The organism is Chelatococcus albus (assembly GCF_030067675.1).
Classification (GTDB): Bacteria; Pseudomonadota; Alphaproteobacteria; order Rhizobiales; family Beijerinckiaceae; genus Chelatococcus_A; species Chelatococcus_A albus.
The window spans coordinates 54,472-69,178 of the sequence record NZ_JASJEV010000007.1; the positions used below are offsets into that span (position 1 = coordinate 54,472).

Sequence of the window (14,707 nt, forward strand, 5' to 3'; positions counted from 1 at the left end):
GCGCAAGGGGGCCGGGAGGGGTTCGCGCGGGAAGCACCGACTCTCGTGCCGGGGCCGAGCGTGAGCCAAGGCGCCCCGGGACCCGGAAGCGAGGCGGGTGAACCAGAACGCACGGCGCCCGCCGTGTCCTTGCCGGACCCGCAGTCGTTCCCGGTTCCCGGACAGCCGCTGACGCGCCTTCCGGGACGGCGGGGTGGTGGTTCACGCGACGAGAAGGGCGGCCGTGACGGTTGCGAGGATGACGAGCGTCGTGCCGAGCGCCACCACCATGTGCCGCCAGCCGAGGTTGAGGATGGTGCGAGGCGAGGTACCGAGGCCGAGCGCGGCGATGGCGATGAGCAGCCCCCAGCGCGAGGCCTCGACGAGGGTGGCCTTCACCGGCCCCGGCAGGAGGCCGAAGCTGTTGACGATGACGAGGGCGAGGAAGGCAAGGGCAAAGACCGGCACGGGCACGGAGGCCCGCGCCGTGCCGCCGCCGCGGGCGGAGAACCACCAGCCGACGGCGACGACGACCGGCAGGAGCAGCAGCACGCGGAAGAGCTTCACCACCACGCCGGCATTGCCGGCGACGTCGGAGACGGCGTAGCCCGCGCCCACTACCTGCGCCACGTCGTGAATGGTGGCGCCGAGCAGAATGCCGGTCGTGCGGTCGTCGAAACCGAGGAGCGCGGCGAGCGCCGGATAGGCGACCATGGCGAGCGTGGAGAGCGCGTTGACCACCACGACGGTGAAGGCAACGTCCGCCTCCTTGTTCTCGTAGTCGGGCAGGACCGTGGCGGTGGCGAGCGCCGCCGAGGCGCCGCAGACGGCCGTCGCGCCGCCGGCGAGCGCGCCATAGGCGTCGCTGCGGCCGAAGAGACGGGCGAGCCATATGCCCGACACGAGCGTCACCGCCATCGACAGGACGACGACGAGCGCCGTGCCCCAGCCGAGGCCGAGGACGTCGGCGATGGCGACCTTGAGTCCGAGCAGCGCCACGGCCCAGCGCAGAAGCTTCTTCACCGAGAAGACGAGGCCCGGCGGGAAGGCCGGCCGGCGGGCGAGGCCGCTCAGCACCACGCCGAGAACGAGGGCGATCACCACGGCCGGCACGGCGAAGGGCCGCCCGAGCGCAGCAGCGAGAAGAGCCGCGCTCGCCGGCTCGGCCGCCGCGCTCGCGCCCGCCACCGCCGCCGCCAGCGCGAAGCCGGGCAGAAGAGCGGTGAAGGAGCCGGGAAAGCGCCCGTGCGGCGCGGGGGAACGCGGCGAGGCGGCGCCCCCGGCGGAGGCGGATTCGGCTGCTTCGGCGGCGGATTGGCGCATGATGCTCCCGGACGGCGGGCGCCCGCGGGGGGCGCCGCGCGGCCCTCATAGGGCCATTCGGTGCCCAGCACCATTGCAAGGAGGGTCTAGCGGCCCTGCCGCTTCGTCTGTGGGGCCGGAAGGGGCGGAGGGGCAGCGCCGTGGCGGGGGCGCTCCGCGTGCGAAGCTGCCGCCGTCTCCGGCCTCAACGCGTGAAGAGGACGACGAGGCAGATGGCCGTGGCGGCGAGGGCGAGGGCGGCCGGGATCATGACGATCTGGGCGAGGGCCTCGCGGCCGGTGAGCCAGCCGCCGCCGGTGTCGACCCGCCCATCGAGGAAGACGGCGAGGCCGCGGCGGCGCGGAGCGTCCTCGCCGCGCCGGCCCAGACGCGCCATGAGCGCCGGCGTGCCGAAATACATGAGGATGTAGACGATGCTGATCACCACCGCCATGGCGCTCTGGGCGTCGTTGCGGAAGGTGAGCCAGCAGACGCCGAGGAGCCAGGCGAAGGCGAGGACCACCGCACCGTAGACGGCCGGGTGCATCTCCGCCCCCGTGCGCCGGTACTCCTCTCCCGCCCCGGCCACCCCCTCGTCCAGCCCCGCCCCGGCCAAGGTGGCCGCGGCGGCCCTGTCCTCCTGCCCGACGACGACATGCCTCATGACGGACCTCCTGGGGTGGGCAGGGAGCCGGGCCCGGCCGCCCGCGGCGCGCCGAATGGCGAGCCGAGGCCGTCGCGGACGTGGGCGAGGGCCCCCTGCAGGGAACGGGCGATGCGTTCGGCGCGGGAGACGAAGAGCGCCGCCGCCTCCGGCGGGCACAGTTCCTCGGCCGTCTGGCGGAAAAGCGCGAGCCAGCGGACGAAATGCTCGCCCGAGATGTCGGGATGGCGCGCGTGCGCCGGCACCGGCCGGCCGTCGTAGCGGCGCGTGAACAGCACGACGGAGGACCAGAAGTCGCGGAGCTGCACCAGATGCGCCGGCCAGTCGTCCACGGCGCGCTCGAAGATCGGCCCCAGCACGGCGTCGCGCCGCACGCGCTCGTAGAAGGCATGCACGAGCGCCCTGATCATCGCCTCGTCAATGCCGGCTGCGGCGCCCGGCGCATCCTCGCGCGCCTGGGGGTTCGGAAGGGAGGGCGGGGAGGTGCTCAAGATCGCGGATCGCTTGTTAAACAGGTATCACCGATACATCTTATAGGCAGCAGAGGGAAAAGCAATATCCCCAGTGCATCTTTTCGAGCCGAGCGATGCGCCTCACCGTCCAGTCCGACTATGCCCTGCGCGTGCTGATGTATGCGGCCTCCTGCCCGGACCGGCTCGTCACCATCGACGAGATCGCCCGCGGCTACGGCATTTCCGAGAACCACCTGATGAAGGTGGTGCAGAAGCTCGCCCATGCCGGCTTCCTCGTGACCGTCCGCGGCCGCGGCGGCGGCCTGCGCCTCGCCCGACCGGCGGCGGAGATCACGGTGGGCGCGGTCATCCGCGCGACCGAGGAGGATTTCGCCCTCGTCGAGTGCTTCGGCTCGGGCAACCGCTGCCGGCTGACGCCGATCTGTCGGCTGAAGCCGGTGCTCGGCGAGGCGATCGCCGCCTATCTCTCCGTGCTCGACCGCTCCCGCCTGTCGGATCTCGTGGCCCTGCCGCGGCGCCTCGACGCCTTCCTGGCGCCGGTGGCGGAATAGGCCGTTCAGACGGCCGCGGCCTCGGGCAGCACGTCACCGAGGAAGAGGTCGACGGCGCCGGTCAGCTCCGCGATCACCATGGCGACGGCGCGGGAGGCCTCGTCCACCTCGAAGGCGGCGCCCGCCGTCTGCTCGGCGGCCTTCAGCACCTCGCCGATGGCGCCGACCACGATCTCGCTGCGCTCGGCGAGCACGGAGGAATTGCGGCCGATGTCGGCGGTCGACACCTCCTGCTCGGCAATCGAGGAGGCGATGACGGAGGCCGAGCGGTCCACCTCGCCATTGATCTGCTCGATGGTGTCCATGGCGGCGACGGCCTCCTGGGCCGCGGCGCGAATGGCCGCGACGAGCCCGGAAATGGCGCCCGTCGCCTGGCTCGTCTGGGCGGAGAGGGCCTTCACCTCGCTCGCCACGACGGCGAAGCCGCGTCCGGCCTCACCCGCCTTCGCGGCCTCGATGGTGGCGTTGAGCGCCAGGAGATTCGTCTGGCGGGCCACCGTCTCGATGAGCTTGACCACGTTCTCGATCTGCTGGGCGCTCTCGGCGAGGCGCAGGACGCGCGTGTTGGTCTCGCGCGCCGTTTCCGCCGCCCGGCGGGTGATGATGGTGGTCTCGTGCATCTTGCCGCTGATCTGGGCCACCGAATGCGTCAGGGCCTCGGCGGCACGCTCCATCTCGCGCACGCTCGTCGCGGTCTTGCCAGCCGCCTCCTCCGCCGCGCCCACCTCCTGCACGGTGCCGTCCGCCACGCCCGAGAGCTGCGCGGCCGTGTGCTGCATGCGCTCGACCTGGTGGCCAACGTCGGCGGCGAGCGTGGCGAGGCCCGCACGCAGCTCCCCGGCCCGCTGCTCGAAGCGCTCGCGCCAGCGCTTGTCGACCGCGCCGCGCGCCTCGGCTGAGTGTCGCAGGCGGTCGGCCTCCTCATGGGCGATGCGCGCGGCGTCGAGCGCCTCCTCCGTGGCGCGCATGGCGGCGCGGACACGGTCCATGACCCAGACGAGGACGACCACCTCGACGGTGAGGATGAGGCCGTGCAGGAGCACGCGCTCGATGCCGCCGCCGTCCGGGAAGACCCCTAGCGGCAGGACATAGGCGAGCACGAGATGATGCAGCGTCGTGAAACCGGCGAAGGCGATGACGGCGCGGCGGTCGAGCCAGCCGACACAGGCCGCCATGCACGCGAAGAAATACATGTGCATGTCGATCTGCAGCGCCGGGCCGCGCCCTGTCGGCATGAAGATGCCGACGAGGAGCGCCACCAGCGCCGCAAGGCCGAGGCTGCCGATGACGGCGGCGCCCTTGGCGCCGCGCAATGCCCAGACGAGGGTCGGCACGCCGGCGAAGACCACGCCCGCCCCGAGCACGAGACCGACGGGCAGTGTCTCCCGCCACCAGGCGGCAAGGACGCCGAGCAGCACGTTGAGCCAGAGGAAGCCTACGAAGGCGCGACCGAAGCCCTGCTGGATCTCGCTGATGCGATCCTCGCTGCGACTCATGAGATGTCACCGTCCGTCGAGCCGAAGAGCCTGCCGCAGCCCTCGACCGCCTGCACTCTGACCACGAGCCAGGCGCCCGCGGCGTAGAGCCGGCGGGCGAAGCCGGGATCGTCGGAGCGCGCCAGCACCGTCCCCGGCCGCCCCCCGCCGCGGATGATCGCGCCATCCGCCTCGGCCACGAGCCTCACGGCATCCTTGCCTCCGGCGAACGGCGACGCGACGACGAGGACGGGCTCGCGGGACGCCGGCGCCAGCGCGAGCGCGAGCGGCGTCAGCAGCGCGACGGTGCCGAAGCCGAGGGCGAGGAAGCGGGACATGCGGGGGCGGCGATCTCGAACGACCCGACCGTGATTAGGGCGCCGCCGCTTAGCATTGCGTTAAATCGGCCGGAGCGACGCCAGGCCGCGGCCGGCATCGGCATTCCGGTACCGGAATCAGCCGTTTTCCGCGAGAAACGCCTCAACCTCGGCGCGCGTCGGCGCCCCCTGCCGCCCCCCGAATCGCGTCGCCTTGATCGCCGCGGCGGCGCTCGCGAAGCGCACCGCCTCGCGTCCGCGCCGGCCCTCGCCCAGCGCGAGCGCGAGTGCCCCGTGCCAGACGTCGCCGGCGCCGAGCGTGTCGACCGCCTTCACGGCGAAGGCCGGCTCGTGACGGACGGTCCCGTCCTCGAGGAAATAGACCCCCTCCACCCCGACCGTCACGGCGAGCCAGTTTGCGGCGCCCGCGGCGAGGCTCTCGAGGCCCCGGCGCGGATCGTCGAGGCCGGTCAGCTCGCGCAGGCCCTGGGCGCTGAAGGCGACATGGCTCGCGAGCGCGAGCATCTGGTGGTGGCGCGGGGCGCGGTCGGCGTCGAAGACGGCGGGGATGCCGGCATGGCGCGCGAGGGCGAAGACATGCGCCGCCCCCTCCTCCCAGCGCGTGTCGCCGAGGACAGCCTCGGTGCCTGCGGGCAGTTCCCGCGGCAACCAGTCGGTGTCCGCGGGATAGGAGCGGTCGGCGTAGCTGACGACGAGACGTTCGCCCCTGGCGTCGACGAGGATCGCAGACACGGGCGAGCGCCGGCCGGGCAGGCGCCGGCAGAGGCGGCAGTCCACCCCCTCCGCCTCGAGCTCGGCCACGATCTCCTGCGCGGTGAAGTCGTCGCCGAGCCGGGTCGCGAGCATCGCCTGCCCGCCGAGCCGCGAGACGGCGACGGCGGCATTGGCGGCGATGCCGCCGCCGACGACGACAAGGTCGCTCGCCCGGTGCTTCTCCGGCCGGGTGGGGATCTCATCCATGCGGTAGACGTAGTCGAGCGTGGCGATGCCGACGCAGAAGACGCGGGTCATGGCGGGCCGCCGGTCACATGCCGAGGAAGCGGTATTCGGTGACCTGCCGGTAGACCTCGCCGGGCCGCAGCAGCGTCGTCGGAAAATGCGCCCGGTTGGGACTGTCGGGAAAATGCTGCGCCTCAAGGCAGATGCCGGCATTGGCGCCGTACCGTGCGCCGCCGAGCCCCGGCACGGGGATGGCGACCTTGCCGCCGTCGTAGACCTGCAGGCCCGGCTCGGTCGTCCAGGTCTCCATGGCAAGGTTGCTGCGGGTGGAGGCGAGCGTGGCGGCATGGGCGAGCGCCGGCCCGCCGCCGGCCGCAGGCTCGGTGCGGTCACGCCGCAGGACGAAGTTCACGTCGTAGCGCACCGGCGCGCCGGTCTCGGCGTCGGGGAAGCGGACGGTGCGGTTGGCGCGGAAATCATAGGGAGTGCCCTCCACCGCGCGGATCTCGCCGGTGGGGATGAGGTCGGCGTCCGTCGGCGTGTAGAAGTCCGCCGCCACCGTCAGCCGGTGATCGAGGATCGAGGGCGTGCCGTCGAGGTTGAAATAGGAGTGATGGCAGAGATTGACCGGCGTCGGTGCGTCGGTCACGGCCGCGAGCTCGATGCGCAGCGTCGCCGGCTCGCAGAGGCGGTACAGGCAGGTGACGGTCAGGGTGCCGGGAAAGCCGGCGTCGCCGTCCGGCGAGACGAGGGTGAGCGCCACGCTCGCCCCGTCGTGATGGGACACCTGCCAGGGGCGCTTGCCGAAGCCGCGGCCGCCGCCGTGCAGGGCGTGCCGCCCGTCCTGGTTGCGCGGAACGTCGTAGCCGCGCCCGTCCACCGTGAAACGGCCGCCGGCGATGCGGTTGGCGACGCGGCCGGCGATGGCGCCCATGTGCGGCGAGTGGGCGACATAGTCCTCCAGGCGCTCGAGGCCGAGGACGACGCGCTGCGGCTCGCCTGTCGCAAGCGGCACGACCAGGTCGCGCAGCACGGCGCCCCAACCGATGACCCGCGCCTCCGCTCCGGCCGCGGAGCGGATCGTCACTTCCTCGACGGTGCGCCCGTCGACCTCGCCGAACGGCCTGATCGCCATGAATTCCCCTTCCCCTTCGGCGCCGGCCGCAGCCGGCGCGTTAACGCCCTCGTCACCATAACCTCAGATCGCGCCCCGCACGCCCTTGTCCCGACGCAGGTGCGGCGCACCTTGCCGCAGGGACGATTCGGGGAACGTCGCGGACGCAAACCGCCGCGACGTCGAGGAAGGGGCCATGCGCATCATCGTTGTTGCGATCGCCGCCGTGCTGGCGCTGAGCGCCTGCTCGTCGCGCCCGGACCGCATGCGGACGGGCAGCATCCGCAGCCATGCCAAGCCGCATCCGGACATCGGCAAGCCGCCGGTGGAATATGCCGCCCCGCGGACCGAGCCTCTCATCGAGCCGGACCACGACCCCTTCGCCGCCGACTAGACCGGCCGGCGGCCGCTCACCACGTGCCCGTGTTCGGCATGGAGGCCCAGGGCTCCTGCGGCGGCTTCGCCTCGCCCTTCTGCAGGAGCTCGATGGAGATGCCGTCCGGCGAGCGGACGAAGGCCATGTAGCCGTCGCGCGGCGGGCGGTTGATGGTGATGCCGGCGCGCATGAGCCTGTCGCAGAGGGCGTAGATGTCGTCGACCCGATAGGCGAGATGGCCGAAGTTGCGCCCGCCGGTGTAGACCTCGGGATCCCAGTTGTAGGTGAGCTCGACGAGCGGTGCCTTCGTCTCCCTCGCCTTCTCCACGTCGCCGGGGGCGGCCAGGAAGACGAGCGTGTAGCGGCCCTTCTCGTTGTCCATGCGGCGCACTTCGACGAGGCCGAGCTTGTCGCAGTAGAAGTCCAGCGACCGGGCGAGGTCGCTCACGCGCACCATCGTGTGCAGATATTCCACGGGCATCCCCTTCTTCCCGATGCGGCGGGAGCGCACTATCCGGCGCCCCGGCCCGCGACGCAACGCGCAAGATGCGATATGCCGGACATGGAAGGAATGCACCGGACGCAGCCACGAGGCACGCCCGAAGAGGCGCCGCGCCCTGCGAAGATCGCCACATGCGATCCTTCACGGGTTCGAATTGTTTCAACAACAATCTGGCCGGCGCAATCCCGCGCCCGGCGCTAGACAGGCGCCGGGAGGGCAAAGACGAACGCCAATCATTTGCAAATACTACAATCTTCTTGCCGGCGGCCGGCGCGATGGCTATGTGCCCTCTCGCCCTGCCCGCGGCGGGCCGGGCGTCGCGCCAGATCCCGCGGAGAGGGCTGCCGGAGAGCCGGAACCGATGACGTCACCCGCCACCACCGCAGCCGAGACGCGCAGGGATGCCGAGCGGCGCAAGGAGCGCGTGGCGCTCGTGTCCATCTTCGTCAGCGTGGCGCTGACCGCCGCCAAGGGGGTGGCCGGCGTCGCCACCGGGTCGCTCGCCCTCCTCACGGACGCGGCCAACAGCCTGCTCGACGTCGCCGCCACGACCATGACATGGCTCGCCGTGCGCACGGCGCACAAGCCGGCGGACGAGGAGCACCAGTACGGCCACGGCAAATTCGAGTCGCTGTCGGCGCTGGTCGAGACCGCATTCCTCTTCCTGCTCTCGGGCGTGGTCGCGGTCGAGGGCCTCCGCCGGCTGGCGACCGGGCGGACGGAGATCGAACCGAGCTGGTTCGCGGTCGGCGTGCTCGTCGCCGCCATCCTCCTCGACGGCTGGCGCTGGTGGACCCTGCGGCGGGTGGCGAAGGAGACGAACAGCGAGGCGCTGGCGGCGGATGCGCTGCATTTCTCCTCCGACCTCGTCAATTCCGTCTTCGTCCTCGCGGCCTTCGGCGCGGCCGCCCTCGGCTATCCGCAGGCGGATGCCCTCATCGCCATCGGCGTGTCGTTCTTCATCGCCTTTGCCGGCTTCCGGCTGGCACGACGCACCATCGATGCCCTGCTCGACCGTGCGCCGCGGGGCCTCGCCGAGCGGGTGACGGCGATTGCCGAGGGCGTCGCCGGCGTCGTCGGGGTCGACCGCGTGCGCGTGCGCCCGGTGGGCGCACGCGTGCTCGGCGAGATCAACCTCAAGGTGTCGCGCACGCTGCCGCTCGACCGCGTCGCCGCCATCAAGGAGCGGGCGGGCGGGGCGCTCGCCGCGGCCCTGCCGGAGGCCGAGTTCACCATCACGACGACGCCGGTGCAGCTCGACGACGAGACCATCCTCGAGCGTGTCATGCTCATCGCCGCGCGCCAGCGCGTGCCGGTGCATCATGTCACGGTGCAGAACCTGGAGCGGCGCCTGTCGGTGAGCTTCGACGTGGAGGTCGACTCGCGCCTGTCGCTCGGGACAGCCCACGAGGTGGCGAGCCGCATCGAGGCGGCCATCCAGGAGGAGCTCGGGCCGCAGGTGGAAGTGGAGAGCCACATCGAGCCGCTCGTCGTGCCCCATCTCGAAGGGCGCGAGGCCGACGCGGCGCTCGTGTCCCGGATCGCCGGCACCCTCGCCGAGGCGACGCGCGACGATCGCGGCCTTTCCGGCGTGCACAGCGTGCGCGTGCGCAAGACGCCGGCCGGCCTCGTCGTCAACTACCATTGCCGCGCCGACCCGGCGCTCGACGTGGCCAGCGTGCACGACATGGTCGACGCGCTCGACCGGCGCGTGCGCGCCCTGCATCCCGAAATCGCCCGCATCGTCGGCCACGCCGAACCGCAGCGGTGAAGGGGCGACAGGTCCGCGCGAAGCTTTCCTGATCGCCCCCTGACGCGTCTTGGGGAGCCCCCCTCAGCCCCGCCGCCCCTTGCCGCGCGCGGGCCGGGCCGGGTTGTCGGTGGGCATGAGGCGGGCGCAGGCTTCGCGCACCTTGGCGCGCGTGTCGTCGAGGTGGCGGGCCAGCACCTTGCCGTCGGGCAGGCCGATGGCGCCGGCGATGCGGCGCAGGACGGCGGGGGCGACGGCCGCCGGGTCGAAGCGGCCCTCGACGGTGAGCCGCTGCCAGTGGAACACGTCGGAGATCTGCTGGTAGGCCTGACGCAGCGTCTCTCCGTCCCCCGGTGCGATGAGGCCGAGCTCGACGGCGCGGGCGAGCACGCGGCCGGTGCCGGTGACGGCGATCTCAGGGTGTTTCGCCGCATGCGCCAGCACCAGGAACTGGGCCAGGAACTCGAGATCGACGAGGCCGCCCGCGACCAGCTTCAGGTCCCAGGGGTCGCTGTCGCCCTTCTCCGCGGCGATGAGGGCGCGCATGTCGCGGATGTCCCTGGCGAGCCGGCCCGGATCGCGCTCCCGCCCGACGACGGCGGCGATCGCCGCCCGCGCCTCCTCGGCGAAGGCGGCGTCGCCCGCCACCACCCGGGCGCGGGTGAGCGCCATGTGCTCCCAGGTCTCCGCCTCCTCGCTCTGATAGGCGAGGAAGCCGCGGAACTGCGTGGCGACCGGCCCCTTGCGGCCCGATGGCCTGAGCCGCATGTCCACCTCGTAGAGACGCCCGCGGCGCGTCGGCACGGTGAGGGCGCTGACGAGGCGCTGGGTGAGCCGCGTGTAGTAGACCACGGCGTCGAGCGGGCGCGGCCCGTCGCTCTCGCTCCGCTCGGGGTCGAAATCGTAGAGCACCACGAGGTCGAGGTCTGAAGCCGCTGTCATCTCGCGCGCGCCGAGGCGGCCGAGGCCGAGCACGACCGCCCGTGCGCCGGGCACCCGCCCGTGCTCGGCCGCGAAGGCCTGCAACACGGCATCGAAGGAGGCACGGATGACGGCCTCCGCCACCGCCGCATAGGCTTCGCCCGCCTGCCCGGGCGTGAGCACGCCCGAGAGGAGCCGTGCGCCGGTCAGGAAGGTCTCCTGGCGCGCCGCCTCGCGGATGCGGTCGAGAAAGTCCTCGAAGGAGGCGGGCTCGCCCACGAGGCCGCGCACGCGCGCCTCGATCTCGGCCGGCTGCGTCGTCGGGTCGAGGAAGGTCGGGTCGATGACCGCATCGAGCACGTGCGGGCTCGAGGCGACGATCTCGGCAAGGCGCGGGGCGCCGCCGAGGAGATCGGCGAAGAGGCGCAGGAGCTCGTCGTTGGAACGCAGGATGGAGAGGAGCTCCACCGCCGCCGGCATGCGGCCGAAGGCCTCGTCGAGCGCCGAAAGCGCCCCGTCGGGGTCGGCCGTGCGGCCGAGCGCGGCGAGCAGGCCGGGGGTCAGCTCCGTCAGCACCTCGCGGGCGCGGGCGCTCGTCACCGCCGGACGACGTCCGAAATGCCAGCCGCGCACGGTCTCGGTGGTGCGCTCGGGACGGGTGAACCCCATGCGCCTGAGCGTCTCCACGGTTTCCGGATCGTCCGCCGTGCCGGTGAAGACGAGATTGCCGGCCTCCGCCGCCAGCTCCGGCCCCTCCTCGAAGAGGAGCGCGTAGTGGCGCTGCACGGCGCGGGCGTGTTTCGTCAGCGCCGTGCCGAAGGCCCTGGCGGTGCGGAAACCGCAGAAGCGGGCGAAGCGTTCGAGCGCCTCCTCCTCGGCCGGCAGGCGCTGCGTCTGCTCGTCCGCGACCATCTGCAGGCGGTGCTCGACCGTGCGCAGGAAGCGATAGGCGGCCGCGAGCTCGTCGCGCGCCTTGTCGGTGATCCAGCCTTCGACGCAAAGCCGCTCCAGCATGTCGAGGGTGCGCCGGCCGCGCAGGTCCGGCCGGCGGCCACCGAAGACGAGCTGCTGCGTCTGCACGAAGAACTCGATCTCGCGGATGCCGCCGCGCCCGAGCTTGATGTCGTGGCCGGCCACCGCGATCGCCTCGTGGCCGCGCACGGCATGGATCTGGCGCTTCATGGCGTGGATGTCGGCGATCGCCGCGAAGTCGAAATATTTGCGCCAGATGAAGGGCCTGAGATCCGCGAGGAAGCGCTCGGCGAGCGGGATGTCGCCGGCGATGGGCCGCGCCTTGATCAGCGCCGCGCGCTCCCAGTTCTGGCCTACCGTCTCGTAATAGGTGAAGGCGGCCGGCAGCGAGACGGCGACCGAGGTGGAGCCCGGATCGGGCCGGAGCCTCAGGTCGGTGCGGAAGACGTAGCCGTCGGCGTTGCGCTCCTGCAGGATCTTCGCCATGCCCTGGGTCAGGCGCACGAAGAAGGTCGAGGCCTCGAGATGCTCGGCCACCGGCGCAGCGGGGTCGTAGAAGACGACGAGGTCGATGTCGCTCGAATAGTTGAGCTCGCCCGCCCCGTGCTTGCCGAGGGCGAGGACGACGAGGCCCGAGCCCTGCTCCGGGTCGTCCGCGTCCGGCGGCGAAAAGCGCCCGGCGGCGGCCGCCTCCTTGAGCAGGAAGCGCACGGCGGAGCCGACCGAGGCGTCGGCGAAGGCCGAGAGCGCCTCCGTCACCGGCTCGACGCCCCATGCGCCGCCGCAGTCCGCGAGGGCCACGAGGAGCGCCTGTTCGGCCCGCAGGCGGCGCAGGGCGCGCATGAGCTGCGGCGTGTCGTCGGCGCTGCGCCAGGCGTCGCGCGCCGTCGCCACGATGCGCGCGAGGCTCTCCTCCGGCGAGGTCGTGAGCAGGCGTTCGAGCCGGCCCACGTCGTTGTGGGCGATGCGCCAGAGGAAGGGCGACTGGTCGGCGAGCCCGAGCAGGAGCGCGCGCGCGGGCGTCGCCTCGGCGAGGAGGCCGGTGAGGCTTCCGGCGCCTTCGCCCTTCGCCTCGGCGAGGAGATCGGCGAGGCGGCGCCTCGCCTCTCGCGGGTCGGCCGGCAGGGGCGCCGCCGTGATGCGGGCGGCAAGGCTCGTGCCAGCGGGCGTGGCGGTCTCCCGCACCGCGTTCTTCGCTGCCGCGCTCATGCCGCGGCCCCCGCCTTGAGCGGCAGGGAGAGCACGGCGCGCAGGCCCGGTGCATTGTCCTCGAGCCGCAGCTCGCCGCCGTGCAGGCGGGCGACGGCGGCGGCGAGGCTCAGCCCCAGGCCGAAGCCCGGCTTGGAGCGCGCCCCTTCGAGCCGCGCGAAACGCTCGAGCACGCGGCCGCGCTCGCCCTCCGGAATGCCCGGCCCCCGATCCGTCACGGCGATCTCCACCCTGTTCGCGTTGCGCCCGGCGACGACGGCGACCGGCGTCGGCTCGTTCATGCCGTCCTCGGCGGCGCCGTATTTGAGCGCATTGTCGAGGAGGTTGGCGAGAGCCTGGCCGATGAGCTCGCGGCTGCCGTGCACAGGCAAATCGTCGGCCACCTCGACAGCGAGCGGCGTACCCGCCTCTTCGGCCAGCGCCTCGTAGAGCTCGGCGACGCCGCGCGCCACCTCCGCGGCGTCGAAGTCCTCCATGGGCTGGGCGGCGTTGCCGGCTTCGAGCCGCGCGATCATGAGGAGGGCGTTGAAGATGCGGATGAGATTGTCCGATTCCTCGATCGTGCTTTCGAGGGCCCGCGCATAGTCCTCCGGGGTCTTGGCCGTGCGCAGGGCCTCCTCGGCGCGGTTGCGCAGGCGCGTCAGCGGCGTCTTGAGGTCGTGGGCGATGTTGTCGGAGACCTCCTTCATGCCCGCCATCAGCTCGCCGATGCGGTCGAGCATGGCGTTGAGGTTCTGGGCGAGGCGGTCGAGCTCGTCGCCCGTGCCGGCGATGGCGAGGCGACCGTCGAGGTCGCCGGCCATGATGGTGCGCGTCGTGTCCGTCATGGCGTCGACGCGCTTGAGCACCCGGCGTGTCACGAACCAGCCGCCGAGGCAGGCGAGCACCGTGACGAGGCCGAGGGAGAGGCCGAGCGCGCGGCGGATGACCTGGCCGAGGCGCTCGCGCTCCTCCACGTCGCGCCCCACGAGCAGGCGGAAGCCCCCCTGCAGCACGAAGACGCGCACGAGCGCGCGACGTGGCACAGGATCCGTCTCGTCGTTGCGGCGGTAGTCGGTCTCGCGGATGCCGGGGTCGTCGAGCACGCCCGCGGGCAGGGCGCCGACGTTGCCGGCGAGCCGCTCGCCCGAGAAGGTGGTGACGAGATAGAGCGAGGCGCTCGGCTCGCGCGTGCGCCGGTCGATGACGCCGACGAGGCGGCGGATGCCGCCGATGCGGTACTGCTCGGCGAGCCCCGTGATCTCCGCCTCCACGGTGCCCATGATCTGGTCGTCGAGCACGCGCCGGGCGTTCCAGGCGACATAGCCCAGGATGAAGCCGGCGAAGAGCACGAAGACGACGAGATAGGCGACAGAGAGCTTGAACGCCGTCGTGCGGAGGAGCTTACCGAGCGCCGTCACGAACCATGTACCCCGCACCGCGCACCGTGTGGATCAGGGGGCGCTCGTGCCCCTTGTCGATCTTCGAGCGCAGGCGCGACACGTGCACGTCGATGACGTTCGTCTGCGGGTCGAAGTGGTAGTCCCACACGTTCTCGAGCAGCATGGTGCGCGTCACCACCTGTCCCGCGTGCTTCATGAGATATTCGAGCAGGCGGAACTCGCGCGGCTGCAGCACGATCTCGCTGTCGCCGCGCACGACGCGGTGCGACAGCCGGTCGAGCTCGAGGTCGCCGACGCGATAGGTCGTCGGCTCGCCGGCGGGCGCCGAGCGGCGGCGCGCGAGCACCTCGACGCGCGCGAGCAGCTCCGAGAAGGCATAGGGCTTGGGCAGATAGTCGTCGCCGCCGGCGCGCAGGCCCTTGACGCGGTCGTCCACCTGGCCGAGGGCGGAGAGAATGAGCACCGGCGTGTCGACGCCCTGCTCGCGCAGCGAGCGGATGACGGACAGGCCGTCGAGCTTCGGCAGCATGCGGTCGACGACGAGCACGTCGTACTGCCCCTCACGCGCGAGCGCATAGCCTTCCAGCCCGTCCGGCGCGTGGTCGGCCACGTGGCCGGCCTCGCGGAACGCCTTGACGAGGTAGGCGGCCGCCTCCTGATCGTCTTCGATGACGAGAATCTTCATGCGCATGAGCGTAGCAACTCATGAGACGGAGCGGCAGGCCGGACGACGGGAGAAGTCCGGCCTGCCGCCGTCACG

The 14,707-nt window shown here is 72.3% G+C and carries 14 protein-coding genes; 3 read left to right on the forward strand and 11 right to left on the reverse strand.

Annotated elements, in window-relative coordinates; genetic code table 11:
• Positions 1-201: 201 nt before the first annotated feature.
• The 3 genes from QNA08_RS12185 to QNA08_RS12195 form a co-directional block, all read right to left on the reverse strand.
• Positions 202-1,302, reverse strand: coding sequence for a YeiH family protein (locus QNA08_RS12185; protein WP_283740993.1), 1,101 nt, complete (start codon positions 1,300-1,302; stop codon positions 202-204).
• Between the two features lie 184 nt (positions 1,303-1,486).
• Positions 1,487-1,945 carry a hypothetical protein gene (locus QNA08_RS12190; RefSeq protein ID WP_283740994.1) on the reverse strand — a complete coding sequence of 153 codons (459 nt, stop codon included), beginning with the start codon at positions 1,943-1,945 and terminating at the stop codon, positions 1,487-1,489.
• Positions 1,942-2,436 carry a group III truncated hemoglobin gene (locus tag QNA08_RS12195; RefSeq protein WP_283740995.1) on the reverse strand — a complete coding sequence of 165 codons (495 nt, stop codon included), beginning with the start codon at positions 2,434-2,436 and terminating at the stop codon, positions 1,942-1,944. The genes QNA08_RS12190 and QNA08_RS12195 overlap by 4 nt, the downstream gene beginning before the upstream one ends.
• Before the next feature lie 95 nt (positions 2,437-2,531).
• Between QNA08_RS12195 and QNA08_RS12200 the strand changes: the two genes are divergently transcribed.
• Positions 2,532-2,969, forward strand: a complete 438-nt coding sequence (locus QNA08_RS12200; protein WP_283740996.1) for an RrF2 family transcriptional regulator — start codon at positions 2,532-2,534, stop codon at positions 2,967-2,969.
• Between the two features lie 5 nt (positions 2,970-2,974).
• Here the strand turns inward: QNA08_RS12200 and QNA08_RS12205 are convergent, their stop codons facing one another.
• The 4 genes from QNA08_RS12205 to QNA08_RS12220 all read right to left on the reverse strand — a co-directional run bounded on the left by QNA08_RS12205 (position 2,975) and on the right by QNA08_RS12220 (position 6,856).
• The gene (locus QNA08_RS12205) at positions 2,975-4,465 is read right to left on the reverse strand and encodes a methyl-accepting chemotaxis protein (RefSeq protein ID WP_283740997.1); all 1,491 of its coding nucleotides are present in this window, start codon (positions 4,463-4,465) and stop codon (positions 2,975-2,977) included.
• Positions 4,462-4,782, reverse strand: coding sequence for a hypothetical protein (locus QNA08_RS12210; RefSeq protein ID WP_283740998.1), 321 nt, complete (start codon positions 4,780-4,782; stop codon positions 4,462-4,464). Before QNA08_RS12210 ends, QNA08_RS12205 begins: the two co-directional genes overlap by 4 nt.
• Positions 4,783-4,899: 117 nt before the next feature.
• Complete coding sequence (locus QNA08_RS12215) at positions 4,900-5,793, reverse strand: PfkB family carbohydrate kinase (RefSeq protein ID WP_283740999.1); 894 nt, start codon at positions 5,791-5,793, stop codon at positions 4,900-4,902.
• Between the two features lie 13 nt (positions 5,794-5,806).
• On the reverse strand, positions 5,807-6,856 hold the full coding sequence (locus tag QNA08_RS12220) for an aldose epimerase family protein (RefSeq protein WP_283741000.1): 1,050 nt from the start codon (positions 6,854-6,856) through the stop codon (positions 5,807-5,809).
• Between the two features lie 175 nt (positions 6,857-7,031).
• On the opposite strand from QNA08_RS12220, the gene QNA08_RS12225 reads away from it, so the two are divergent.
• A complete protein-coding gene (locus QNA08_RS12225; RefSeq protein WP_283741001.1) occupies positions 7,032-7,229 on the forward strand; it encodes a hypothetical protein in 198 nt (65 codons plus the stop codon).
• A gap of 16 nt (positions 7,230-7,245) precedes the next feature.
• Here the strand turns inward: QNA08_RS12225 and QNA08_RS12230 are convergent, their stop codons facing one another.
• Positions 7,246-7,686 carry a VOC family protein gene (locus QNA08_RS12230; protein ID WP_283741199.1) on the reverse strand — a complete coding sequence of 147 codons (441 nt, stop codon included), beginning with the start codon at positions 7,684-7,686 and terminating at the stop codon, positions 7,246-7,248.
• Between the two features lie 388 nt (positions 7,687-8,074).
• Here QNA08_RS12230 and QNA08_RS12235 point away from each other — a divergent pair, with 388 nt between their 5' ends.
• Complete coding sequence (locus QNA08_RS12235) at positions 8,075-9,484, forward strand: cation diffusion facilitator family transporter (protein WP_283741002.1); 1,410 nt, start codon at positions 8,075-8,077, stop codon at positions 9,482-9,484.
• Between the two features lie 63 nt (positions 9,485-9,547).
• Here QNA08_RS12235 and QNA08_RS12240 read toward each other — a convergent pair whose 3' ends face one another.
• Genes QNA08_RS12240 through QNA08_RS12250 form a run of 3 tightly spaced genes read right to left on the reverse strand, consistent with a single transcriptional unit; the run spans position 9,548 to position 14,632 of the window.
• On the reverse strand, positions 9,548-12,565 hold the full coding sequence (locus QNA08_RS12240; RefSeq protein WP_283741003.1) for a bifunctional [glutamine synthetase] adenylyltransferase/[glutamine synthetase]-adenylyl-L-tyrosine phosphorylase: 3,018 nt from the start codon (positions 12,563-12,565) through the stop codon (positions 9,548-9,550).
• On the reverse strand, positions 12,562-13,965 hold the full coding sequence (locus QNA08_RS12245; RefSeq protein WP_283741004.1) for a HAMP domain-containing sensor histidine kinase: 1,404 nt from the start codon (positions 13,963-13,965) through the stop codon (positions 12,562-12,564). The genes QNA08_RS12240 and QNA08_RS12245 overlap by 4 nt, the downstream gene beginning before the upstream one ends.
• Entirely contained in the window at positions 13,949-14,632 is a 684-nt protein-coding gene (locus QNA08_RS12250; protein WP_283741200.1) for a response regulator transcription factor, read from the reverse strand. Before QNA08_RS12250 ends, QNA08_RS12245 begins: the two co-directional genes overlap by 17 nt.
• Positions 14,633-14,707: the final 75 nt, after the last annotated feature.

Excerpts from the sequence above, each read along its gene's own strand:
- QNA08_RS12185 (WP_283740993.1), bottom strand. The coding sequence starts at position 1,302 with ATGCGCCAATCCGCCGCCGAAGCAGCCGAATCCGCCTCCGCCGGGGGC.
- QNA08_RS12190 (WP_283740994.1), bottom strand. The coding sequence starts at position 1,945 with ATGAGGCATGTCGTCGTCGGGCAGGAGGACAGGGCCGCCGCGGCCACC.
- QNA08_RS12200 (WP_283740996.1), top strand. The coding sequence starts at position 2,532 with ATGCGCCTCACCGTCCAGTCCGACTATGCCCTGCGCGTGCTGATGTAT.
- QNA08_RS12205 (WP_283740997.1), bottom strand. The coding sequence starts at position 4,465 with ATGAGTCGCAGCGAGGATCGCATCAGCGAGATCCAGCAGGGCTTCGGT.
- QNA08_RS12210 (WP_283740998.1), bottom strand. The coding sequence starts at position 4,782 with ATGTCCCGCTTCCTCGCCCTCGGCTTCGGCACCGTCGCGCTGCTGACG.
- QNA08_RS12215 (WP_283740999.1), bottom strand. The coding sequence starts at position 5,793 with ATGACCCGCGTCTTCTGCGTCGGCATCGCCACGCTCGACTACGTCTAC.
- QNA08_RS12220 (WP_283741000.1), bottom strand. The coding sequence starts at position 6,856 with ATGGCGATCAGGCCGTTCGGCGAGGTCGACGGGCGCACCGTCGAGGAA.
- QNA08_RS12225 (WP_283741001.1), top strand. The coding sequence starts at position 7,032 with ATGCGCATCATCGTTGTTGCGATCGCCGCCGTGCTGGCGCTGAGCGCC.
- QNA08_RS12235 (WP_283741002.1), top strand. The coding sequence starts at position 8,075 with ATGACGTCACCCGCCACCACCGCAGCCGAGACGCGCAGGGATGCCGAG.
- QNA08_RS12240 (WP_283741003.1), bottom strand. The coding sequence starts at position 12,565 with ATGAGCGCGGCAGCGAAGAACGCGGTGCGGGAGACCGCCACGCCCGCT.
- QNA08_RS12250 (WP_283741200.1), bottom strand. The coding sequence starts at position 14,632 with ATGAAGATTCTCGTCATCGAAGACGATCAGGAGGCGGCCGCCTACCTC.